15 protein-coding genes are annotated in these 19,882 nt (G+C 58.9%); 2 read left to right on the forward strand and 13 right to left on the reverse strand.

The annotated features are described in order from the left end of the window. From KGQ91_RS00270 to glyA, 13 genes are all read right to left on the reverse strand, one after another. Positions 1 to 4,191, reverse strand: a complete 4,191-nt coding sequence (locus KGQ91_RS00270) for a glycosyltransferase (protein ID WP_224419950.1) — start codon at positions 4,189 to 4,191, stop codon at positions 1 to 3. Next, positions 4,191 to 5,447, reverse strand: a complete 1,257-nt coding sequence (locus KGQ91_RS00275; RefSeq protein ID WP_224419951.1) for an FkbM family methyltransferase — start codon at positions 5,445 to 5,447, stop codon at positions 4,191 to 4,193. The genes KGQ91_RS00270 and KGQ91_RS00275 overlap by 1 nt, the downstream gene beginning before the upstream one ends. Beyond that, entirely contained in the window at positions 5,444 to 6,667 is a 1,224-nt protein-coding gene (locus KGQ91_RS00280; protein ID WP_224419952.1) for an ABC transporter ATP-binding protein, read from the reverse strand. Before KGQ91_RS00280 ends, KGQ91_RS00275 begins: the two co-directional genes overlap by 4 nt. Then, a complete protein-coding gene (locus tag KGQ91_RS00285; RefSeq protein ID WP_224419953.1) occupies positions 6,667 to 7,461 on the reverse strand; it encodes an ABC transporter permease in 795 nt (264 codons plus the stop codon). The genes KGQ91_RS00280 and KGQ91_RS00285 overlap by 1 nt, the downstream gene beginning before the upstream one ends. 56 nt (positions 7,462 to 7,517) lie before the next feature. Continuing rightward, complete coding sequence (locus KGQ91_RS00290) at positions 7,518 to 8,648, reverse strand: glycosyltransferase (protein WP_224419954.1); 1,131 nt, start codon at positions 8,646 to 8,648, stop codon at positions 7,518 to 7,520. A gap of 6 nt (positions 8,649 to 8,654) precedes the next feature. After that, a complete protein-coding gene (locus KGQ91_RS00295) occupies positions 8,655 to 10,091 on the reverse strand; it encodes a mannose-1-phosphate guanylyltransferase/mannose-6-phosphate isomerase (protein WP_224419955.1) in 1,437 nt (478 codons plus the stop codon). A 20-nt stretch (positions 10,092 to 10,111) separates the two neighbouring features. Beyond that, positions 10,112 to 11,452, reverse strand: a complete 1,341-nt coding sequence (locus KGQ91_RS00300) for an undecaprenyl-phosphate glucose phosphotransferase (RefSeq protein WP_224419956.1) — start codon at positions 11,450 to 11,452, stop codon at positions 10,112 to 10,114. A 40-nt stretch (positions 11,453 to 11,492) separates the two neighbouring features. Further along, positions 11,493 to 13,055 (reverse strand): TolC family outer membrane protein, encoded by a 1,563-nt coding sequence (locus KGQ91_RS00305; protein WP_224419957.1) that lies wholly within the window; start codon positions 13,053 to 13,055, stop codon positions 11,493 to 11,495. 2 nt (positions 13,056 to 13,057) lie between these two features. Further along, positions 13,058 to 14,434 (reverse strand): HlyD family type I secretion periplasmic adaptor subunit, encoded by a 1,377-nt coding sequence (locus KGQ91_RS00310; RefSeq protein ID WP_224419958.1) that lies wholly within the window; start codon positions 14,432 to 14,434, stop codon positions 13,058 to 13,060. 2 nt (positions 14,435 to 14,436) lie between these two features. Beyond that, a complete protein-coding gene (locus KGQ91_RS00315) occupies positions 14,437 to 16,215 on the reverse strand; it encodes a type I secretion system permease/ATPase (RefSeq protein ID WP_224419959.1) in 1,779 nt (592 codons plus the stop codon). Positions 16,216 to 16,783: 568 nt separating this feature from the next. Next, a complete protein-coding gene (locus KGQ91_RS00320; protein WP_224416707.1) occupies positions 16,784 to 17,089 on the reverse strand; it encodes a nucleotidyltransferase domain-containing protein in 306 nt (101 codons plus the stop codon). After that, entirely contained in the window at positions 17,089 to 17,493 is a 405-nt protein-coding gene (locus KGQ91_RS00325; RefSeq protein ID WP_163650754.1) for a nucleotidyltransferase substrate binding protein, read from the reverse strand. The genes KGQ91_RS00320 and KGQ91_RS00325 overlap by 1 nt, the downstream gene beginning before the upstream one ends. Before the next feature lie 112 nt (positions 17,494 to 17,605). Further along, positions 17,606 to 18,868, reverse strand: a complete 1,263-nt coding sequence (glyA, locus tag KGQ91_RS00330; RefSeq protein ID WP_224421362.1) for a serine hydroxymethyltransferase — start codon at positions 18,866 to 18,868, stop codon at positions 17,606 to 17,608. A gap of 333 nt (positions 18,869 to 19,201) precedes the next feature. On the opposite strand from glyA, the gene KGQ91_RS00335 reads away from it, so the two are divergent. After that, positions 19,202 to 19,441 carry an antitoxin gene (locus KGQ91_RS00335; protein WP_163650753.1) on the forward strand — a complete coding sequence of 80 codons (240 nt, stop codon included), beginning with the start codon at positions 19,202 to 19,204 and terminating at the stop codon, positions 19,439 to 19,441. Next, positions 19,438 to 19,857 carry a type II toxin-antitoxin system VapC family toxin gene (locus KGQ91_RS00340; RefSeq protein ID WP_224419960.1) on the forward strand — a complete coding sequence of 140 codons (420 nt, stop codon included), beginning with the start codon at positions 19,438 to 19,440 and terminating at the stop codon, positions 19,855 to 19,857. The genes KGQ91_RS00335 and KGQ91_RS00340 overlap by 4 nt, the downstream gene beginning before the upstream one ends. Positions 19,858 to 19,882: the final 25 nt, after the last annotated feature.

The following is a 19,882-nucleotide window of genomic DNA, read 5'->3' on the forward strand; positions in this document are numbered from 1 at the left end:
TCAAACTAGTGAGTCCGTTCGAGCGTGTTTGCTCGGAGTAATGTCAGTCGGCGCCAACAGTCGCTCTGCCAGTTGAGCGGCACTTGCTTCCCAGCTCTGCCACTTCATGGCATCCGAGCGGACATGTCGGCCCTGAGCATGCGCTTCCAGCCAATCGCACAGTGCCTCTGCGACCTCTCCGGCATCGCTGGCAGAGAAGTAACCGGCATGCTCACCCGCCACCTCCCGAAAAACCGGGATATCACGGGCCAATATGGGCAAATGGTGACGCGCCGCCTCGATGAGCGGCAAGCCAAACCCCTCATCGTGAGAGGCGGCGATCAGGCAACTGCTGTGCTGATAGAGCCATCGAAGGGTGGCATCACCGCAATCTGCCAGCCAAAACAGGCGATGTCCACGCTGTTCATGATCGTTCAGGGTGTCGACCAACGACTCCACATGCCAGCCGGGCTTGCCGACGATGACCAGGTTGATATTCCGGCCGTCTTGCCAGAGACGGTCGAATGCCTCGAGTACCTGGCCATGAGCCTTGCGTGGCTCCAGCGTGCCGACCATCAGAAAGGTGGGACGCGAGAGGTCGAGGGCATCCATCATGGGAGAAACCGGGGAGGAAGCAGCTATTTCATGGGCTTCCAGGTCGCCGCCCAGGTGGAACCAGTCGACGCGGGGTTGATGACAAGGCTCGCCGGCCTGACTTTCTCGCTCATCCAGCCACTTGCGCAACTGCCCCGCCACGGCACGCGAGATGGCAATCAGGCCATCGCTTTCACCGACAACGTCAAGCCAACGCTGGAAAGTCTCTCTCCCCCCCTCCCTGAAGAATTGGGGGTAACGAACGCATAACAGATCATAGACCACGAACTCGGTGCGTATGCCGGATTCACGCCAGGCTCGGTAGAGTTCTCGTTGACGGCTGACCACGGCCGGCTGCAGGTCCAAGCCGAGGAAACGATCACCAGGCAACGGATTGACGGGGTCATCGGGCAAGAGCGTGGCGGGCAGCCCCAGGCGCTTGAGCATGAAACCACGCGCGTGACGGTACCCCGGGCTATCAGTCCGGGCATACACTGGCATCGGGCGATATCCCGCAGGCGGATGGTCTCGCCATTGAGCAAGAATATTGCGAACGACACGCTGAATACCGGTACCGATGTCGTGACGCACCAGTTCCGAGACGTCAACAAGCAATAGCGGGGTGTCTCGATCCGGCATCATGGCAGGCAGGGCTTCGGTGATGCCGTTAAACCACCGGTCAAGCGACCCCGCGATCTCCTCGGCCGTAAACAGGGACACATGCACACCCCGATAACGCAAATGCCGGTAATGTGAATCGTCGTCATCCAGAGACTCCGCCGGCACTTCCAGCCCCATCCAAAGGTCACCACGATGTGGCCCAACAGGATCATCACGCAGCAGTTCCGGTGCTACTCCAAGACGCTTCAGCGCAAAGTGGCGCGCGTAACACCATTCACCTGCATCGTTACGATAGACCGGCTCGAGGCGATACCCTTGTGGTATCTCGGTCAGCCAGTGGTCCAATAGTCGTGCGGTCAGAGGCCGGGGGGTATCGCCATCTGCAATCAAGCCCGTGACGTCAAGCAGCAACTGAGGCTGTCGAGGGGCTTCAGGAAAATTGAAGTCGATACTGGCAGCCAACTGGCAACGTTGCGCATCATCATAGGCGGCCACATGCGGCTGCCGCGCCAGGCTCTCGGCAACACCTTCCCCTGTATTGTTGATACGCCGGTAACTCGCCTCGATCGCCTGATGGTAGAGATTGGCGCAATGAGCGGGAGCATGCGCGGCGTGTATTTCCGCCGCGGCGGCACGGCCTAGACTCATCCGCCAATCCGGATCTCGGTACAGGCATTCGAGGGCATCGCCGAGCTGGCGATCACTGAAGGCATCGGGCAGCTTGAACACGACGGAATCGGACAGGTCAGCCATGCTGCCATTGGCATTGACGATCGTCGCCAGGCCGTGATTCATGCAGTCGAGTACCGCCGCCGAGGTTTCCCCTCGTGAGCGAGTGCGCAACTGAACTCCAATATCGGCGGCCGCCAGGTATCGATGATAGTCGAGATCATCGGCCCAGCCGGTAATTCGGATACGGCCCTCCTGAGCACTCTCGCGTATACGACGCTTGAGACGAGCACCATACTCATCCGGGCCACTGTCGCCGACAAATATCAGCAGAGCATGAGTATCCTTGGCCAAGGCGGAATCCAGCCAGGCATCAAGCAGGCGATGATTCAGCTTGGTCGCTCCAAGAAAGCCGAAACTACACACGACCAGGGCATCTTCCTCGATCCCCAGTTCCTTGCGGGCCTGGTAGCGCCGTTGCGAGTCGCCGCTCGCCGGGCGGCGCAACAACGGAATGTGCGACCAGTCACGCCCCGCGGCCTCGCCATACCATTGCCTGGCCAGACGGCAGCTATTGGCGGAATGTACGATAACCCCATGGGCACGCTGAAGAACCGGCAGGTTGCAAGGGTATCGCCAGACTACATCGGCCGTATCGCTCTGCCGGCAACGCTCCAGAACGGCAGGATAACCGTGACTTTCATAAAGTGCATCAAGCCAGCTGTTGGTCAGGCCGAAAAACCACTCTCGATGGGCAATGACACCTGAGAGGAAAAAATCATGCAAGACGACCACCCCCGGCACATCATCCAGCAATTCGAACATATGCTGATGAAATGCCGAGTTACCAAACTGGTAGAGAACGCGATCATAGTCGCCAGCGATCTCACGCAGTTCACTTGCCGGCCGAACGTGACAGTTTCGGTGAACCCAGTCGTCCTTGACCTCACTCTGGTCCACGAACACATCAATCTTGTAATGTTCGGCCAGAACCGGAAGCAGTTCGGCACTGTAATCACTGATACCACTGCGCTCGGGGGGCAAGGGGGAAACCAGTGCCAGTTTGGGACGAGAGTCAATATCAACGCCCGAAGGCTCATCTTGGCTTGAGTTATCAACATGATCAACCATGGCCTGGAGAGCGATGCGTGCGGATCCATCCCAGCTAAAGCGAGCCGCTTGCTTGAGCCCATGTTCACGCAATTGTTGCCTGAACTCCGAGTCGCCGAGTACTCTGTGCAATTTTTCGGCAATCGCATCATCATCATGCGGATCAAATAGCGCTTCGTCCCAACCCACGACTTCCGGCAAACTCGTAGTATTCGAGGCGATAACGGGCGCACCGCAAGCCATGGCTTCCAATGCCGGCAAACCGAACCCTTCATGCCAGGAAGGAAAGACAAAAGCCTCGCACAAATTGTAGAGTTCCAGAAGATCCTGTTCCGGCACAAACCCGGTAAGCACCAGGGCATCTGATTCAAGGCCATGACGCCGCGCCAGTGCTTGCAGCCTCTCGCGTTCGGGATCATGCACGGCGCATACAATGGCGAGCTGAAATTTTTCTCGAAAGTCTACCTGCAACTTCGCGAATGCCCGTATTAATCCTTCCAGATTCTTTCGGTGGTCGATTCCTCCCGTGTACATTATGAAAGGCTTGGGTAGTCCATAATGTACGCGTAGTACATGGCGGCGTTCGGTGCTGATAGTGATTGGCTGAAAGCCTTCATCAAAAGCAGAAGAGATATTGACGATACCCGAGTCGGGAAAATCGAAATGGGAAAGCCCTTCCCGGCGAGTCGACTCGGAGATTGCTAAAAGCAGGTCAGCTCTCTGCAAATGCAGAACTTTTTCATCATACCAACGGGCATGAGCAGGATTATCCAGGTAAGGAGAACGATGAATTAGCGGAATAAGATCAAATAAAACGATGGCAACAGGATAATCCCTCCGCCACGCTTTTATACTTGTTACCGCATCATCGCCCAAACCTTCGAACAAGCTGGTAACCAACACGAAATCAGGCTTCAAGCTTCCCAAATAATTCTCGTAAAGCTGCTCAGCGGCTTTCCAGCGAGATTCATTTTCACCGTCGATCTTGCGGACCGGTGCGGGAACAGACCAGACATGTAACCGTTCGATACCCAGCCATGATTGAAACTCGGGCCAGAGATCCTTGATGCTTTCCTCGAAAAGCTCATTGAAGACCAGAATGATCTCATGATCGCCGCCCTGGCGGATCAGTGCGCGTATAAGTGCCAGAGTATAACGCCCGATTCCGCGCTTTCGACTCTGCGCCTGGGCACCCTGCATGTCCACGATGATTCTCACTATCTAGACTCCGTAGCAGAAAAAGCATTCAGCTTGCGATGCAAACGTCGAGCTCGGGCGGTGAGGCTTTTCTGGCTGGCAGGAAGAACAGTATGCCGCGTACTGCCAGACTGGGGATCCAGACTCTTGAGCCGGCGCACCAAACGCTCAAACAACCACGGACTTCGCTTTAGTATCGATAATGCGAATTTTTTAAGATGTGGATTGCCAGCAACATGGCGCGCAGACCACTGCAAGGGTCGGTTAAGGATATTATCTAGAAAATGTCGTGACACCTGTTTGGAACGAAACGCAGAGCGAAGCTGACGAAACCGGAAAGCCAGGCCACGAAGCGGTGCCATCAGTCGCCATGAACGACTGGATGTGAGCAAATTCAACTGTTGTTCATACTCCTGGCAACGCTTGTGAAGCGCCTCTTCACTATTTCTCAGTTGCTGCTCGGTATACTGCAAACTGTCCATCAGCGTTTTTACACGCAAATTAGATTGATAGGCGTCCTTTTCAGCCTCCGCGGCACGCAGCTCTGTCAGGTGAACCTTATGGTGTAGCTGATTGCAAAAGGCATGAGAGGCTTTTCCACTCAATGAAAATTCGTCGAATACATTGGGAGGCGCGGAAAAAGCATCAGTCAACTCGGAATGTTCATTGGAAAGATAAAATCGATTGACACCATCAAAATAGACAAAACGATAGCCTTTATGTATTAGACCCGACTCCCACTGATGGCAAACATTTTCCTGTGTCGATGGTCTGCTACTTTCTACAATAAGTATCCAGGGGCGTACCGTAGACCTTTTCCACCCGGCAACGACATCACCTTCCATACCTTCCACATCGATTTTCATCCAGTGGACGGTCGTTCCTTCAAGAGGTGCCAAGAGAGCATCCAGAGTTATAACCTCGACTGAGGTTTCCTTGACCGGATAGCCACGTCGTTGCTGCTGGTCGGCAACCAAGGGGTCTCCAGTGGAAAGCCCCGTATTTTCAAACTCGTAGAATTTAGCTATTCCATCCTGCCGCCCAATGGCCACCTGGTGCACTTCGTCACCCAGACGTTCCCTTTTCAAGGCACAGGCATAGTGCTCGGTGGGCTCTGCATGCACTCCCTTCCAGCCACGTTCATAGAATGCCAAGCTCACAGAGTCTATGGTGGGGTCTTGAGCACCAATATCAACATATACACCTTTATCTACTGTTTTAAGGGCCCTCCACAGCATCACATCTTCGAAGTTCTGTGCATATGAAACAAAACTCATGAGATGGACACCCCTATGTCTGGCTGCATCCAGTTGCAACCCGCAAAATGATGCTTATCAATATTTATGACATTAAAGACAAAAGCAAGGTCTCGCCACTCATAATTATCTACCAAGTGAGTATCTGTACTGACCAGCGCTGTTTGCATGGAATAACTACCTTGACCAAGGTCGGCATCAAAGGTAATAGTAAAAGTTACTTGATCCCCTTGCTTCAGCGAATAGGCCACATCGTCGGTTATATGGGTATTGGTACCATACATGACTTGGCCAAGCCGATCCTTGATCCCGTAGCCGAACACCAGTCGCGGGATGTCTTGATGGATATCGGCGATCACGTGCAATGTAACACGCTCACCGACATTGATTGTATCTACTTGCTCACCCTTGGCATTAAGCATGTAAACATGGCGAACCGTTGCCTCTCCCGTCCCCGATACAGTTTGAGTACGACCATCTTCTTGCTCCCACTGTTCCAAACGGCTATTAGCCTTTTCGGCCAGCATCGCGTTATAGTAATCCATGACCTTTTCTGGTGGCCCTTCCAGCTCCACCTTCCCTGCATTGAGCAAAACAGCTCTATCGCAAATGCTTTGAATCGCCTGCTTATCGTGCGAAACCAGCAATAGCGTAGTGCCTTGCTCGCGGAAGTCACGAATACGATCAAAGCTTTTGTGCTGGAAATAGGCGTCACCAACCGACAAAGCTTCATCAATGATTAGAATATCGGGTCGAATTGCTGTTGCCACACTAAAAGCCAACCGCATCTGCATCCCACTTGAATAAACCCTAACCGGAAGATCAATATATCTTCCAATCTCAGCAAACTCTTCTATCTTGGGCATCAAGCCGTTCAAGTCATCCACCCGGTAACCCAGCAATTGCCCAGCCATGTAGGCATTCTGACGGCCTGTAAAATCGGGGTGAAAGCCGATACCCAGCTCCAGTAGTGCAGCAACGCGACCAGTCAAACTAACATTGCCCGTTGTCGGCTGGCTCGTACCTGTAATCATTTTCAGCAAGGTACTCTTGCCAGCGCCATTGATGCCTACAATACCAACAGCCTCTCCGGAATTCACGGTGAAATTAATGTCCTGGAGCACCCAATTTAATTGGTGAACAGGTGCGTGACCTGGCAACAGCCACTCTTTCAACCTGGACCAACGATTTGGATAATTTTTGTAAGCCTTTCCAAGCCCAGTAACGTTTATCTCACCCATTAGAGTTCATCCACCATGTCGCCGCTATGCTTTCTGAAAAGATAGACACCGGAAATACAAAAAAAGCACCCCAAAATAGTTAACAATACCAAATCTTTCCAGTCAGGCACCTGACCATGCAAAAGCACCCCTTGATAGCTTTTCATCAAGCCAAACATGGGATTCAAGGTCATGTAGTCCTGTAAGCGACCCGGTAGAATTTCTACAGGATAAACAACAGGCGTCAACCAGAACCAAAACTGAAGAACAACACTGAAAAACTGCCCCACATCACGAAAGAAAACATTTAAAACACCCAACGTCATGCCCAGGCCGACGGAAAATAAAACCTGAAGCCCAAGCAGCGGGAATACAAACAAAAACTCCCAACCGGGAAAATTCCCAGAAAGAACCAAAAACACAGAGAAAAGAAGAAAAATTATTGAGAAATTTATCAGCGCATTTGAAACAACGATTACTGGAAGGCACAGCCGTGGGAAGCTCAACTTCTTGATAAGCCCCGCGTTCTCTATAAAAATATTCTGCCCCCGACTTGTTATTTCACTAAAAAGCCCCCAAGTGATCACACCGGAACAGAGGTATATACTATAACCATAGATCTCATCTGCCCCTGGAATTTTTGCCTGCATGATCTTGGAAAAGATCAGTGTATAAACAACTATCATGGAGAGAGGCTGCAAAACCGTCCAGGCAACCCCCAGCAAAGAATTTAGATATTTACTCTGAAACTCGCGCTTGACACTTCCAAGAATAAAGCTTCTATAGTAGAAAATCTGGCGAAAATCTAAAAGCATGCAACCCCCTATGACAAAATTTAAAGCCTAATCATGGAAAAGAACGAAATTTATTATCAAGAACTCTTGGCCACTGTATCGAAAAGAAATTCAAGCTCGCTGCAAAATCTTTCCCTGCTGAACCGAAGCGCATTCTCATGGCAATCGATAGCACAAAAAGCCGTTTCATTGCCTTTTCTTTCATTTTCAAATTCCCGAATAGCTTTAACCAAACTATCTACGCTTTGATCGCTAACAAGAATCCCGGTCTTCCCATGAATAACGGTTTCAGCCATACCTCCTTTTCCGTACCCTATAACAGGCGCTCCGGCAGATTGGGCCTCGACAGGAAGAATGCCAAAATCTTCTTCGGCCATAAACACAAATGCCGCCGCATGCTCAAGATAACCTGCCAGGACTTGATCGGACTGATACCCTAAAAAATGTACATTATCTCCAGCCATTGACTTTATGGACTTAAAATCAGGACCATCCCCGATAACAATCAATTCAAGATGGCGAAGCTTAGTAAAGGCCTCCACGACGATATCAAACCGTTTGTAGGGCACCATTCTACCCGCCGTAACATAGAACTTCTTTCTCGTTTTCTTGTAATCAAACTTCCGACAATCCACTGGTGGGTAAACAACCAGAGAATCTCGACGATAAACACTATTAATTCGGCGCTTAATATACTCAGAAATGGCGACAAAATGATCAACTCGCTGGGCACTTGCAAAATCCCACAATCTTAGCCGGTGCAAAACCCAGCGCATCATGATGCTTTTTAAGCCACTGGCATTACCCGTCTGCTTGAGATATTGGTTTTGCATATCCCAAGCATAACGCATCGGACTATAACAGTAGCACACATGTACAGCCTCAGGATCAGGAATCACACCCTTTGCCACGGCATGGCTACTAGAAACAATCAGGTCAAACCCCTTGAGATCAAATTGCTCTACAGCAATGGGCATAAGCGGCAAATATTTTCTATAATTACTTTTAGCACCAGGCAAATTTTGTATAAAACTAGTATGTATACGACGCCCTCGAAGTATAGGCGCCGCCTCCACTTCCAAAAAATTAACCATGGTAAATAGTTCCGCATCCGGAAAAAGCGACAGAAGTACCTCCAGCACTTTTTCCGCGCCAGCCCAAGTTACCAACCAGTCATGGACTATAGCTACTCGCAAAGATGCTATCATTACAAGCTATTCTCGTCCGTAGGCATCATTGAACCTTACGATATCATCTTCTCCCAAGTAGCTACCTGTCTGAACTTCTATCAACTTAAGAGCGATAACGCCCGGATTTTCAAGCCGATGTATTGTACCTAGGGAAATATAGGTTGATTCGTCTTCGGATAGCAGAAAGCTTCGCAAATTTTCAGTATCACCGTGCCCCTCGCCCATCGTTACCCGTGCCGTGCCCTGCACGACGATCCAGTGCTCGGCGCGATGATGGTGCATCTGCAGAGAAAGCGTGTGCCCGGGGTTGACAACAATTTCCTTTACCTGAAACCCTTCGCTGATGACCATCGTGCGATAATGCCCCCAAGGGCGATACACACTTTTGTGGGTATGGCACTCACTACGCTGCTGGGCCTTCAATGCATTTACGATCTGTTTGGTGTCCTGCGCGCGACTACGATCCGCCACCAGCACCGCATCGTCGGTTTCAACAATGATCAGGTCATCCACGCCCACCGCAGCCACCAGGCGTGACTCGCTACGAATGTAGTTTCCATGAGCTTCATGGAGGAGCACATCCCCTTGGACTGCGTTCCCCCCATTGGCATCACTGGCTTTCAGCGCATAGAGTGCATCCCAGGCACCGATATCACTCCACCCTGGGTCCATGGGAATCACCGCAGCACGCCGAGTTTTTTCCATGACGGCGTAATCGATCGAGTCACTGCGGCACTCTGCAAAGGAAGCTCCCTCAATACGCAGGAAGTCGAGATCCTCGTGGCGCCCATGGTAGGCAGTTTCGCAGCACTGCAAAATATCATTGGCATGCTCAGCCAACTCAGCTAGATATAGACCCGCACGAAACAGAAAGATGCCGCTATTCCACAGATATTCGCCCGACTCTAGATAAGCCTTGGCGCGCTTGATATCAGGCTTTTCGACAAAGGCACTCACCCCGTAGCCGCCGGCTCTCGGATCTCCCTTGTGGATATAGCCATATCCCGTATTGGGTGAATCGGGCTGAATCCCGAACGTCACGAGATCGCCCCCCTCCACCAGCTCCAGCCCCTGCTTCACAGCCGTTTGAAACGCCACCACATCGGTAATGACGTGGTCTGCCGGCATGACCAGCAGAACCGGGTCCTCGGCTGTTTCAAGCGCCGCCATGGCCGCCAACGCCAGCGCCGGCGCGGTATTACGCCCCACCGGCTCCAGCAAAATGCGAGAGGACGATATACCAAGGCTTCCGAGTTGCTCCGCTACCAGAAAGCGATGCTGATCATTACAGACAACGATCGGATCCCGACAGTCCGATAGGCCCTTTAGGCGAAGCACGGTTTCCTGCAACAAGCTGTGCTTTTCGGAATTCAGCTTGAGAAATTGCTTGGGATAGTGCTCACGGGAAACCGGCCACAGGCGCGAGCCGGAGCCTCCGGAAAGAACGACGGGTATGATCATGTAATCTCAATCTCCTTGAATCAGGGTTTGTCGTTGACAAATCCCCGCGTAATTGTCAGCAACAGTATTTTTAGATCGAGCCCCAGAGACCAGTTATTGATGTAATAAAGGTCATACTCGATTCGTTTTTCCATGTCACTGACATCTTCGGTAATTCCACGCAGACCATGTACCTGTGCCCATCCGGTAATACCCGGCTTGACGCGGTGGCGCTGCATATAGGCACCGATCTGCTCCTTGTAGATGACATTGTGATCCATCGCATGAGGGCGCGGGCCGACCAACGACATGCGGCCCTGCAACACGTTATAGAATTGCGGTAGCTCGTCAAGGCTGGTCTTTCTCAACCAGTCTCCAAGGGGGGTGATGCGCGCATCGCCGGCCTGCGCCTGGGCGGTATGCCCCTCGGCCTCGTGCAGGCGCATGGTGCGGAACTTGTAGATCTTGAAGCGCTTGCCGTCCAGCCCGTGGCGGTACTGCTTGAACAGCACCGGGCGGCCCATGGTCAGCCATACCGCCAGACCCACGCCGAGCATCACCGGCAGGAAACCGAGGAACAGCAGGCCGCCCAGCACCCGGTCCTCCAGTGACTTGAGCGCGCGCGCGGGGCCGTTGAGCGGGCTGTAGTTGAGATCGATGGAGAACATGTCGGCGACCTGTGCCATGCGGTGGTTGAGCAGGCGCACGTCGGAGAGGTCGGGGAAGTAGCGCACATTGACCGGCACGGCGATCAACCGGTCCGCCAGGGTCTTGACGGTGTTGCCGTGACTCAGCGGGTAGCTGAGCCAGATCTCGTCGAAGTTGCGCTGGAAGGCGGCCTCGCCGGTCATGCGGCAGACCTCGGCGAGCACCCGGTCTTCCTCGTCGTCGGCGATGACCCGCTCGATGCGATACCCGGCGTAGGGCATGCCGGCGAGGCGGCTGCGCACCTGTTCGACGTTCCCGGGCCGGCCGATGACCAGCACCGCCTTGAGGTTGCGGCCTCTGGCGCGCAGCCGCCGCAGGTAGCCATAGAGCACGCCCCGGGCCAGCAGCCCGATGGCCAGCACGCTGAGCGCGGAGGCGCTCATCCATAGCCGCGAGTAGATGTAGCCGCTCTGGGTAACCACCAGGAAGGCGCTGATCAGCAGGATGGTGGTCACCCAGCTGGCCACGTAGGCGCCGAACATGCTGAACACGCTGCGCCCGCGCCAGGGCTCGTAGAGGCCGAACATCTCGCCGACGGCGGGCAGCAGCAGCCCGCCCACCACGATCAGCAACGGGTATTCGATGCCATAGGCGAAGGCCAGGTTGGGCAGGCACCAGAAATAGAAGGAGCCCGCGGCCATGGCGACGGCGGCATCGAAGCCGCGCATCGCCATGCGAAGAAAGTCGCTACCGCTCCTTGGCGCCATTCGGGAGTCATCCGCTCACTCGTTGCAATAGCGTCATGGTATCGACCAGATCGCGCGTGTCCAGCGCGCCGACCGCGGCCTGCAGGTTGAGCTGGTCAAGCAGGTACTGGCGGATGACCTCGACGAGCTGGATGCGCTGGTCGTAGAGCTTGGCGCGGGCGTCGAGCACGTCGACCAGGTCGCGCAGGCCGAGCTGCTGGCCCTTCTCGGCCGCCTGCAGGAACAGCCGGCTGGACTCGATGGAGCGCTGCAGCGCCTGCACCTGGCGCACGTCGCCGTCGAGACCGCGCAGCCGGGTGCGGACCTCCTGGCGCGCCATTTGCAGCGCGTTGGTGTAGGAGGCGCGGCTGGCCCGGGCGGAGAGCTCGCCCTGGCGAACGCTGGCGGAGGTGTAGCCGCCCTGGTAGATCGGCACGTCGAGCTGCACGCTGGCCGAGGCGTCGCGGCTTTCGCGGAAGGGGTCGTTGGAGGAACGGTCCGAGTAGGACAGGTTGAGGTTGAGCTCGGGGTAGTGCCCGGCGGCACGCACGCCGGTCTCGGCCTCGGCGACCTTCTGCTGCTGCTTGCCCAGCTTGACCTCGACGTTGTTCGCGGTGCGCGAAAGCCAGTCGTCCGCCGTGCCCCAGTCGCTGGGCAGGTCGACCGTGGCGAGATCGCCCAGGGCCGAGCCGTCGAAGCGCGGAGACTGGCCGGTCAGGCGCTCCAGCGCGCTCAGGGCGTTGTCGAGCTCGTTTTCGGCCTGCAGCGTGTCGGAGACCGCCTGGTCGAGCCGCGAGCGGGCCTCGAGCAGGTTGATGCGGTCCCCCACCCCCAGGTCGTAGGCGCGCTGGGCCTGCTTGACCTGCAGCTCGAGCGACTTCCGCTTGGCGTCCAGCAGCCCCAGCTTGCGCGAGGCGAGGAAGGCGTCCAGATAGGACTTGGCGACGTTCAGCGCCAGGTCGCGCTCGCCCACGGCGACCTTGAGCTCGGCAGCGGCGCTCTGCGCCTCGGCCTTGCCGACCTTGCGCCAGCGCTCGAGGCTGAACAGCGGCTGGGTCAGCTGCAGCTGCCAGGTCTGGTCGCGGGTGACCCCCTTGTAACGGGCCTCGTAGTCGCTGCCGACGCGGCTGAGCTCGTTGTCGGGGTTGTAGGCCGGGTTGTCGGTGTAGTAGTTGTCCGACTGCTGGTAGATGTAGCCCGCGCTGGCCTGGACCTGCGGCTTGAGCCCGGCCTCGGCCATGGGCACGTTCTGCTGGCTGGCCTCGGCCTCGTAGCGCTGGCTGGCGAGCTTGGCGTCGTTGTCCAGCGCGGCCTTGAACAGCGCCGGCAGCGACGGCAAAGGCTCGGCGGAAGCCGCTTCGCCGGGTGCCGCGACACCGGAAGCCGTGGCCTGAGAAGCGGGATTACCCAGCATCGAGTCGGCGGGGGCGGCGTCGGTCTCGCCGCCGGTCGGCGTGGCGGCTGACGCGCCGTCCATCGCCGGCAGCCGGTCGGTCCAGTCGGCGGCGCTGCCTGCCGCCTGGGCCCAGGCCAGCTGCCCGCACAGCGGCAGGGCCAGCAGCAGCGGGCCGGTCATCTTGCGCTTGGCCATCGTCACTCCTCCTGCATGGCGCGGGCCAGCATGTCGGTGATCGGCTTGACCACGTAACTGGCGAAGGTGCGTTCCCCGGTGCGGATCATGACCTCGGCGGGCATGCCGGCGAGCAGCTGCATGTTCTCGGTCATCTCGCGCTTGCCCTCGGGGGTGACCTTGACCCGGGCCTTGTAGTAGCTGGCGCCGGTGGCCTCGTCCTGGAAGGTGTCGGCGCTGACGTTGATCACTTCGCCCTTGATGACGTTGGTCAGCCGCTGGTTGAAGGCGCTGAAGCGGATCTCGGCGTACTGCCCGGGGTAGATGTTGTCGATGTCCTTGCTGGGAATGCGCGCCTCGACGACGAAGTCGTCACCGGCGGGCACGATGTTCATGATCGGCTCGCCCGGCTTGATGACCGCGCCCACGGTGTGCACCTTCATGCCCACCACGGTGCCGGTGACCGGCGCGGTGACGGTGGTGCGCTTGACCTGGTCGGCGAGCGCGGTGATGCGCTCCTCGGCATCGGCGATGTTGGCCTGGGCCTGGCGCAGCTGCTCGCCGACTTCCTTCTGGAACTCCTGCTGCTTGACCTGCTTCTGCACCTTGTTCTCGCTGATCTGCGACTTGAGCTTGGCGATCTGCGCATGATGCTGGGCGTTCTCGCCCTGGAACTGCAGCACCTGGCGCTCCAGCTCGCGCAGGCGCTGGTTGTCGCCCAGCCCTTCCTTGAACAGCGAGCGGTAGTCGTCGGCCTCGCCCTTCAGCGACGTGATGCGCGAGCGGTTGACGCCGATCAGGTTCTGCAGGCCGTCGATCTGCTCGCGCATCTGCTGGCTCTGTTCGTCGAGCGCGGCGAGGGTGCCGTCGAGCGACTCGCGGCGCGCCTGGAACAGCGCCCGCTGCACGGCGAGCACTTCCTTGACCCTTGGGGCGTCGCTGGCGAGCAGCTCGTCGGGGAAGCTCAGGCTGTCGGCCCCCTTCTGCTCGGCCAGCAGCCGCACCTCAGCGGCGCGGTTGATCAGGTACTGCGAGCGGGCGATCTCGAGCTGCGAGCGCGCCTGAGTCTTGTCGAGCACCAGCAGGGTGTCGCCGGCCTCGACGTGATCGCCGTCCTGTACCGGGATCTTCTTGACGATGCCGCCTTCCAGGTGCTGGACGGTCTTCTTGAAGGACTCGACCGACACCGAACCGGGTGCCACCACCGAGACGGCCAGGTCGGCGGTGGCCGCCCAGCCGCCGAAGCCGCCGAAGGCGACCAGCAGGATGATCAGCCCGAGCCGCTTGTAGAAACGGTCGCTGATAGGCAGCTTGGCCCCGGGAGCAGCGCTGCCGCCCGGGTAGGTCTGCGACTGCCGGGACGGCGTGATGTCGATACTGCGTGAAATGTCGCCTGCCATGATCAGTCCTGCTCCCGGGATTGCGCGTCGTTGCCCTGCCCCTGGCCGCCCTGCACGGCGGCCAGCCGGCCGTTGCTTCTGGTGCTGCCGACCCGGGCCTTGCCGGGCTTGGCGAACTGGGCCAGTACCTGGTCACGGGGGCCGAACATGCTGACCTGGCCCTCCTTGAGCACCAGCAGCTTGTCGACGTGCTTGAGCACGCTCTGGCGGTGGCTGATCACGAACAGGGTGACGCCCTCGGCCTTGAGCTGGGCGATGGCGTCGCCCAGCGCCCGTTCGCCGCTGTCGTCGAGGTTGGAGTTGGGCTCGTCGAGCACCACCAGCACCGGGTCGCCGTAGAGGGCGCGGGCCAGGCCGACGCGCTGGCGCTGGCCACCGGAGAGCGCGCCGCTGGCGGCGCCGATGGCGGTGTCGTAGCCGTTGGGCAGTTGCAGGATCATCTCGTGGACCCCGGCCTTGCGGGCGGCGGCAACCACCTTCTCGGCGTCGACCTCGCCGAAGCGGGCGATGTTCTCGCTGATGGTGCCGTCGAACAGTTCGATGTCCTGGGGCAGATAGCCGATGTGCGGGCCGAGCTCGTCACGATTCCACTGGGTGATGTCGGCGCCGTCGAGGCGCACGCTGCCGACCTGCGGCGGCCAGATGCCCAGCAGCACCCGGGCCAGGGTCGACTTGCCGGCGGCACTGGGGCCGATGATGCCGATGTGCTCGCCGCTGGCCACCGTGAAATTGATGCCGCGGATGGTCGCCATGCGCACCCCGGGCGGTGCCGCGGCGACGGTCTCGATGGCGACGTTGCCTTCGGGCGCGGGCAGCGACATGCGGCGATTCTCGTCGGGAATCTGGGTGAGCAGTTCGTTGAGCCGCTGGTAGGCGCCCCGCGAGCTGACGAAGCCCTTCCAGCTGCCGATCATCTGGTCGATCGGCGCCAGTGCCCGGCCCATGAGGATCGAGCCGGCGATCATCATGCCCGGGGTCAGGTCGCCCTTGAGCACCAGCAGCGCGCCCAGCCCCAGGATCATCGACTGGAACAGCATGCGCAGCACCTTGGAGGCGTTGGTCAGGGCGCCGGCCCGGTCGCTGGCCCGCGACTGCTTGGCCAGGAACTCGTGGTGCTTCGCCGCCCAGCGGCCCATGATGCCGGGCAGCATGCCCATGGCGTGCAGGACTTCCGAGTTGCGCAGGTTGGAGTTGGCCAGGTTCTGGGCCTTGATGTGGTCGCTGTTGGCGTCGGCCAGAATCGACTTGGTGGCCTTCTCGTTGGCGATGGCCAGCGACAGCAGGATGATGCCGGCCACGGTGGCGAAGGCCCCCAGCCAGGGGTGGAACAGGTAGAGCACGGCCAGGTAGATGGGCACCCAGGGGGCATCGAAGAAGGCGAACAGGCCGTTGCCGGTGAGGAACTGGCGCAGGTTGGTCAGGTCGCTGAGCGGCTGGGCGGTCTGCTGGCCCTGGGTGAGCACGCTGCGCCGGAACATGGCGCTGTAGAGGCGCTCGTTGACCAGGGTATCGAGCCGGTTGCCGACGCGGATCAGGATCCGCGAGCGAACCAGCTCCAGCAGGCCCATGACGGCGAACAGGAAGACCACCACCAGGGTCAGCATGAACAGGGTGTCCTCGCTGCGCGAGGCGATGACGCGGTCGTAGACCTGCAACATGTAGAGCGGGGGGACCAGCATCAGAAGATTGATGAACATGCTGAAGAACCCCACCGTGACAAACGAGCCCCGACAGGCCTTCAGGGCGCGCTGCAGGTCGGTGGCTTCTGGACGGCTGGCCATGCGTGCACTCACTCGATCGTTGGGTGACAGGGGTGAAGATCGCTCGGACGTCCGGTGTCGCTCGGCGAGGGCGCCAAGCATAACAGATCGTGACACGCGAGCATGAGAGGAACCCCAAAATAGAACGAGGCGCCGCGATGCGGCGCCTCGATCAGGTACGGAAAACGGCGCTTGTTCGCCGCTTGGCTCAGGCCTGAACGCGCCACCGAGGCAGCGCCGTCGGGGATGAATCCCCTCCCACAAGACAGCCCAGCCACCGGCCCGCCTGAATAGCCGTGGGAGCGACTTCAGTCGCGATAAGCCAACTACCGGGTCGCCGCTGTCGGGGATGAATCCCCTCCCACAAGACAGCCCAGCCACCAGCCCGCCCGGCTTGCTGAATAGCCGTGGGAGCGACTTCAGTCGCGATAAGCCAACTACCGGGTCGCCGCCGTCGGGGATGAATCCCCTCCCACAAGGGATGCTCCAGGGGCACCGCTATCGGGGATAACTCCCTCCCTCAGGATGGGGACGCCTGCAGCGGAGAACCGGGATTTGTGTGGGAGCGACTTCAGTCGCGATGAGCCGGTCACCGGGCCACCGCATCATCGAATCGCTGCCCCACCCGCGCGATATGCTCGCGCAGGGCCTCGCTGTCGATGTCCCGATAGCGGATCACATCGAAGAGGTAGGGGGTGTTGAGCGCGTCCAGCCGGTCCAGGAGGCGCAGCACGTCACTCTCGGAAACGTCGCCGTAAAGTACCAGGTCGATATCCGAACCGGGCCGACAGGTTCCCTTGGCTCGTGATCCGTAGATCACGGTCTTCTCCAGGCCCGGGCAGGCGGCGAGGGCACCCCGGATGGCCTCGATCGTGCTCTCCGGCAGGCCGAACATCAGCGGTACCGCTCCATGGTCTGGCGAAACTGCTTCAGGGCCGGGTAATAGCGCTCGACGATCTTGCGGAACTCGGTTTCCAGAATGCTGTGACGATACGCGTGGACCGTGTGGTTGCGAGTCTCGATCATGTCCATCCACACCTGTCCGTCTTCCAGCAGGCCGACGTTGAAGGCATGACGAGCCGCACTGCGCGACCCTGTGACATTCTGAATGCCTTCGTGTTCGAGGTAGTCCTTCATGACCTTCCAGGCAAGCTCGTGAGTGAACTCGAAGCGCTGGATGACGCCTTCCTTGATGATGTCCAGCGTCGTGTCGCCATACGCCTCGACCGCCTGCTCCAATTGGGAAAAAGCATTGCCGTAGTTGTCGAAACGCTGCTGCCAGCGAATATCCTCCCCCATCGCCATCTCCTTTCCGGAAGGTCCGCAACAAGCAGGCAGGCCATGCCTCTTTCGAGGACATGGCCCGCCAGCGTCACTATCGCTTCATGCCATTACAGGCAGCGATACACTCTCAACGATACACCGGCAGCCGCGCGCAGACGGCCTCGACCCTGGCCTTGACGTCGGCCTCGGCCTGGGCGGAATCGCCCTGCTGCATGGCGTCAAGGATGTCGCAGATCCAGCCGGCCAGGTCGCGGCACTCGGTCTCGCCGAAGCCGCGGGTGGTCACCGCCGGGGTGCCGATACGCAGGCCGGAGGTGACGAACGGGCTCTGCGGGTCGCCCGGCACGGCGTTCTTGTTGACGGTGATGTGGGCGCGGCCCAGCGCGGCGTCCGCGTCCTTGCCGGTCAGCCCCTGCTTGATCAGCGAGAGCAGGAAGAGGTGATCCTCGGTGCCGCCGGAGACCACGTCGTAGCCGCGCTCGAGGAACACGCCGGCCATCGCCTGGGCGTTGGCGACCACCTGCTGCTGGTAGGTCTTGAACTCGGGCGCCATGGCCTCCTTGAAGCAGATCGCCTTGGCGGCGATGACGTGCTCCAGCGGGCCGCCCTGGATGCCCGGGAAGACCGCGGACTGCAGCTTCTTCTCGATGTCGGCGTTGCCCTCGGCGGAGAGGATCAGGCCGCCGCGCGGGCCGCGCAGGGTCTTGTGGGTGGTGGTGGTGACCACATGGGCATGGGGCAGCGGGCTCGGGTAGACGCCGGCGGCGACCAGGCCGGCGATGTGCGCCATGTCGACCAGCAGGTAGGCGCCCACCTCGTCGGCGATTTCGCGGAACCTGGCCCAGTCGATGATCTGGGAGTAGGCGGAGAAGCCGGCGATGATCATCTTCGGCTGATGCTCGCGGGCCAGCTTGGCGACGTCGTCGTAGTCGATGCGGCCGCTGTCGTCGATGCCGTACTGCACGGCGTTGTAGTGCTTGCCCGAGAAGTTGGGCCTGGCGCCGTGGGTCAGATGGCCGCCGGCATCGAGGCTCATGCCCAGCACGGTGTCGCCCGGCTTGACCAGCGCCTGGAAGACCGCACCGTTGGCCTGCGAGCCGGAGTGCGGCTGGACGTTGGCGTAGGTGGCGTTGAACAGCTCCCTGGCGTAGTCGATGGCCAGCTGCTCGACCACGTCGACGTACTCGCAGCCGCCGTAGTAGCGCTTGCCGGGATAGCCTTCCGCATACTTGTTGGTCAGCTGGCTGCCCTGAGCCTCCATGACGCGGGGGCTGGCATAGTTCTCGGAAGCGATCAGCTCGATGTGCGCTTCCTGACGCGCGCTCTCCTTCTGCATCGCATCGAACAGGGCATCATCGAAACCGGCAATCTGCATGTCACGGCTGAACATCGGCGTAGAGTCCTCGAGTCGAGAGGTGAAACGAACCGGCATGATACTCCACCCCCCGGAGGCTTTCACATGAAAGGGGGTCATGCCTGCCCGAGAATTTCTCACCTCGGGTTTAGTCAGACTGAAGCCTGGGGCATTCCTTGTGGGAGGGAATTCATCCCCGACAGCGGTGCCTCGGTGCCGGGTTTCATCGCGACTGAAGTCGCTCCCACACCAATCCCTGTTCTTCGGTGCAGTCATCCCCGACGGCGGTGGCCGATTCAGTGTCAGCCTGGCCATTGCCCTGCCGAAGACATATGCTCAGGCATAGGCCAACAAGGAGACGAGGATATCATGTCAACCGAACGCCATGTCCGCCTGTTCCGCAACGGCCGCAACCAGGCCCTGCGCATCCCGCGCGAGTTCGAGTTCGCCGGCAATGAGGCCATCATGCGCCGCGAGGGCGATACCCTGATCATCGAGCCGGTCAGGAAGCCCGGCTTGCTGAGCACCCTGAAACGGCTCGACCCCGTCGATGAGCCGCTGGGTGATGTCGATGAAGGCATGCTGCCACTCGATGATGTCGATTTATGAGCACCGGCGGCTACCTGCTGGATACCAACATCGTTTCCGCACTCGTGCGCGACCCGCATGGCCCCGTTATGGAGCGGATCGCCGCCGTGGGCGAGGAAGCCGTCGCAACCAGTATCATCGTCGCGGCGGAGTTGCGCTTCGGCGCAAGAAAGCGAGGCTCCGAGCGCCTGACACGCCAGGTGGAAATCCTGCTCGAGGTACTCGACGTGCATCCCTTCGAGCCCCCGGCCGATCGCCATTACGCCCGCCTGCGTCGGCAACTGGAACGAGCCGGGACGCCGATCGGCCCCAACGACATGCTGATCGCCGCTCAGGCATTGGCGGAACAGCGCGTCCTGGTCACCGCCAATGAGGGGGAATTTCGCCGGTTCAAAGGGCTCGAGGTAGAAAACTGGCTGGCTGAAGCCCCGCGTTGACGACGGGACGGCGCGGCAAGCCTTC

The sequence above is a fragment of the Modicisalibacter tunisiensis genome, from assembly GCF_020148005.1.
Classification (GTDB): Bacteria; Pseudomonadota; Gammaproteobacteria; order Pseudomonadales; family Halomonadaceae; genus Modicisalibacter; species Modicisalibacter tunisiensis.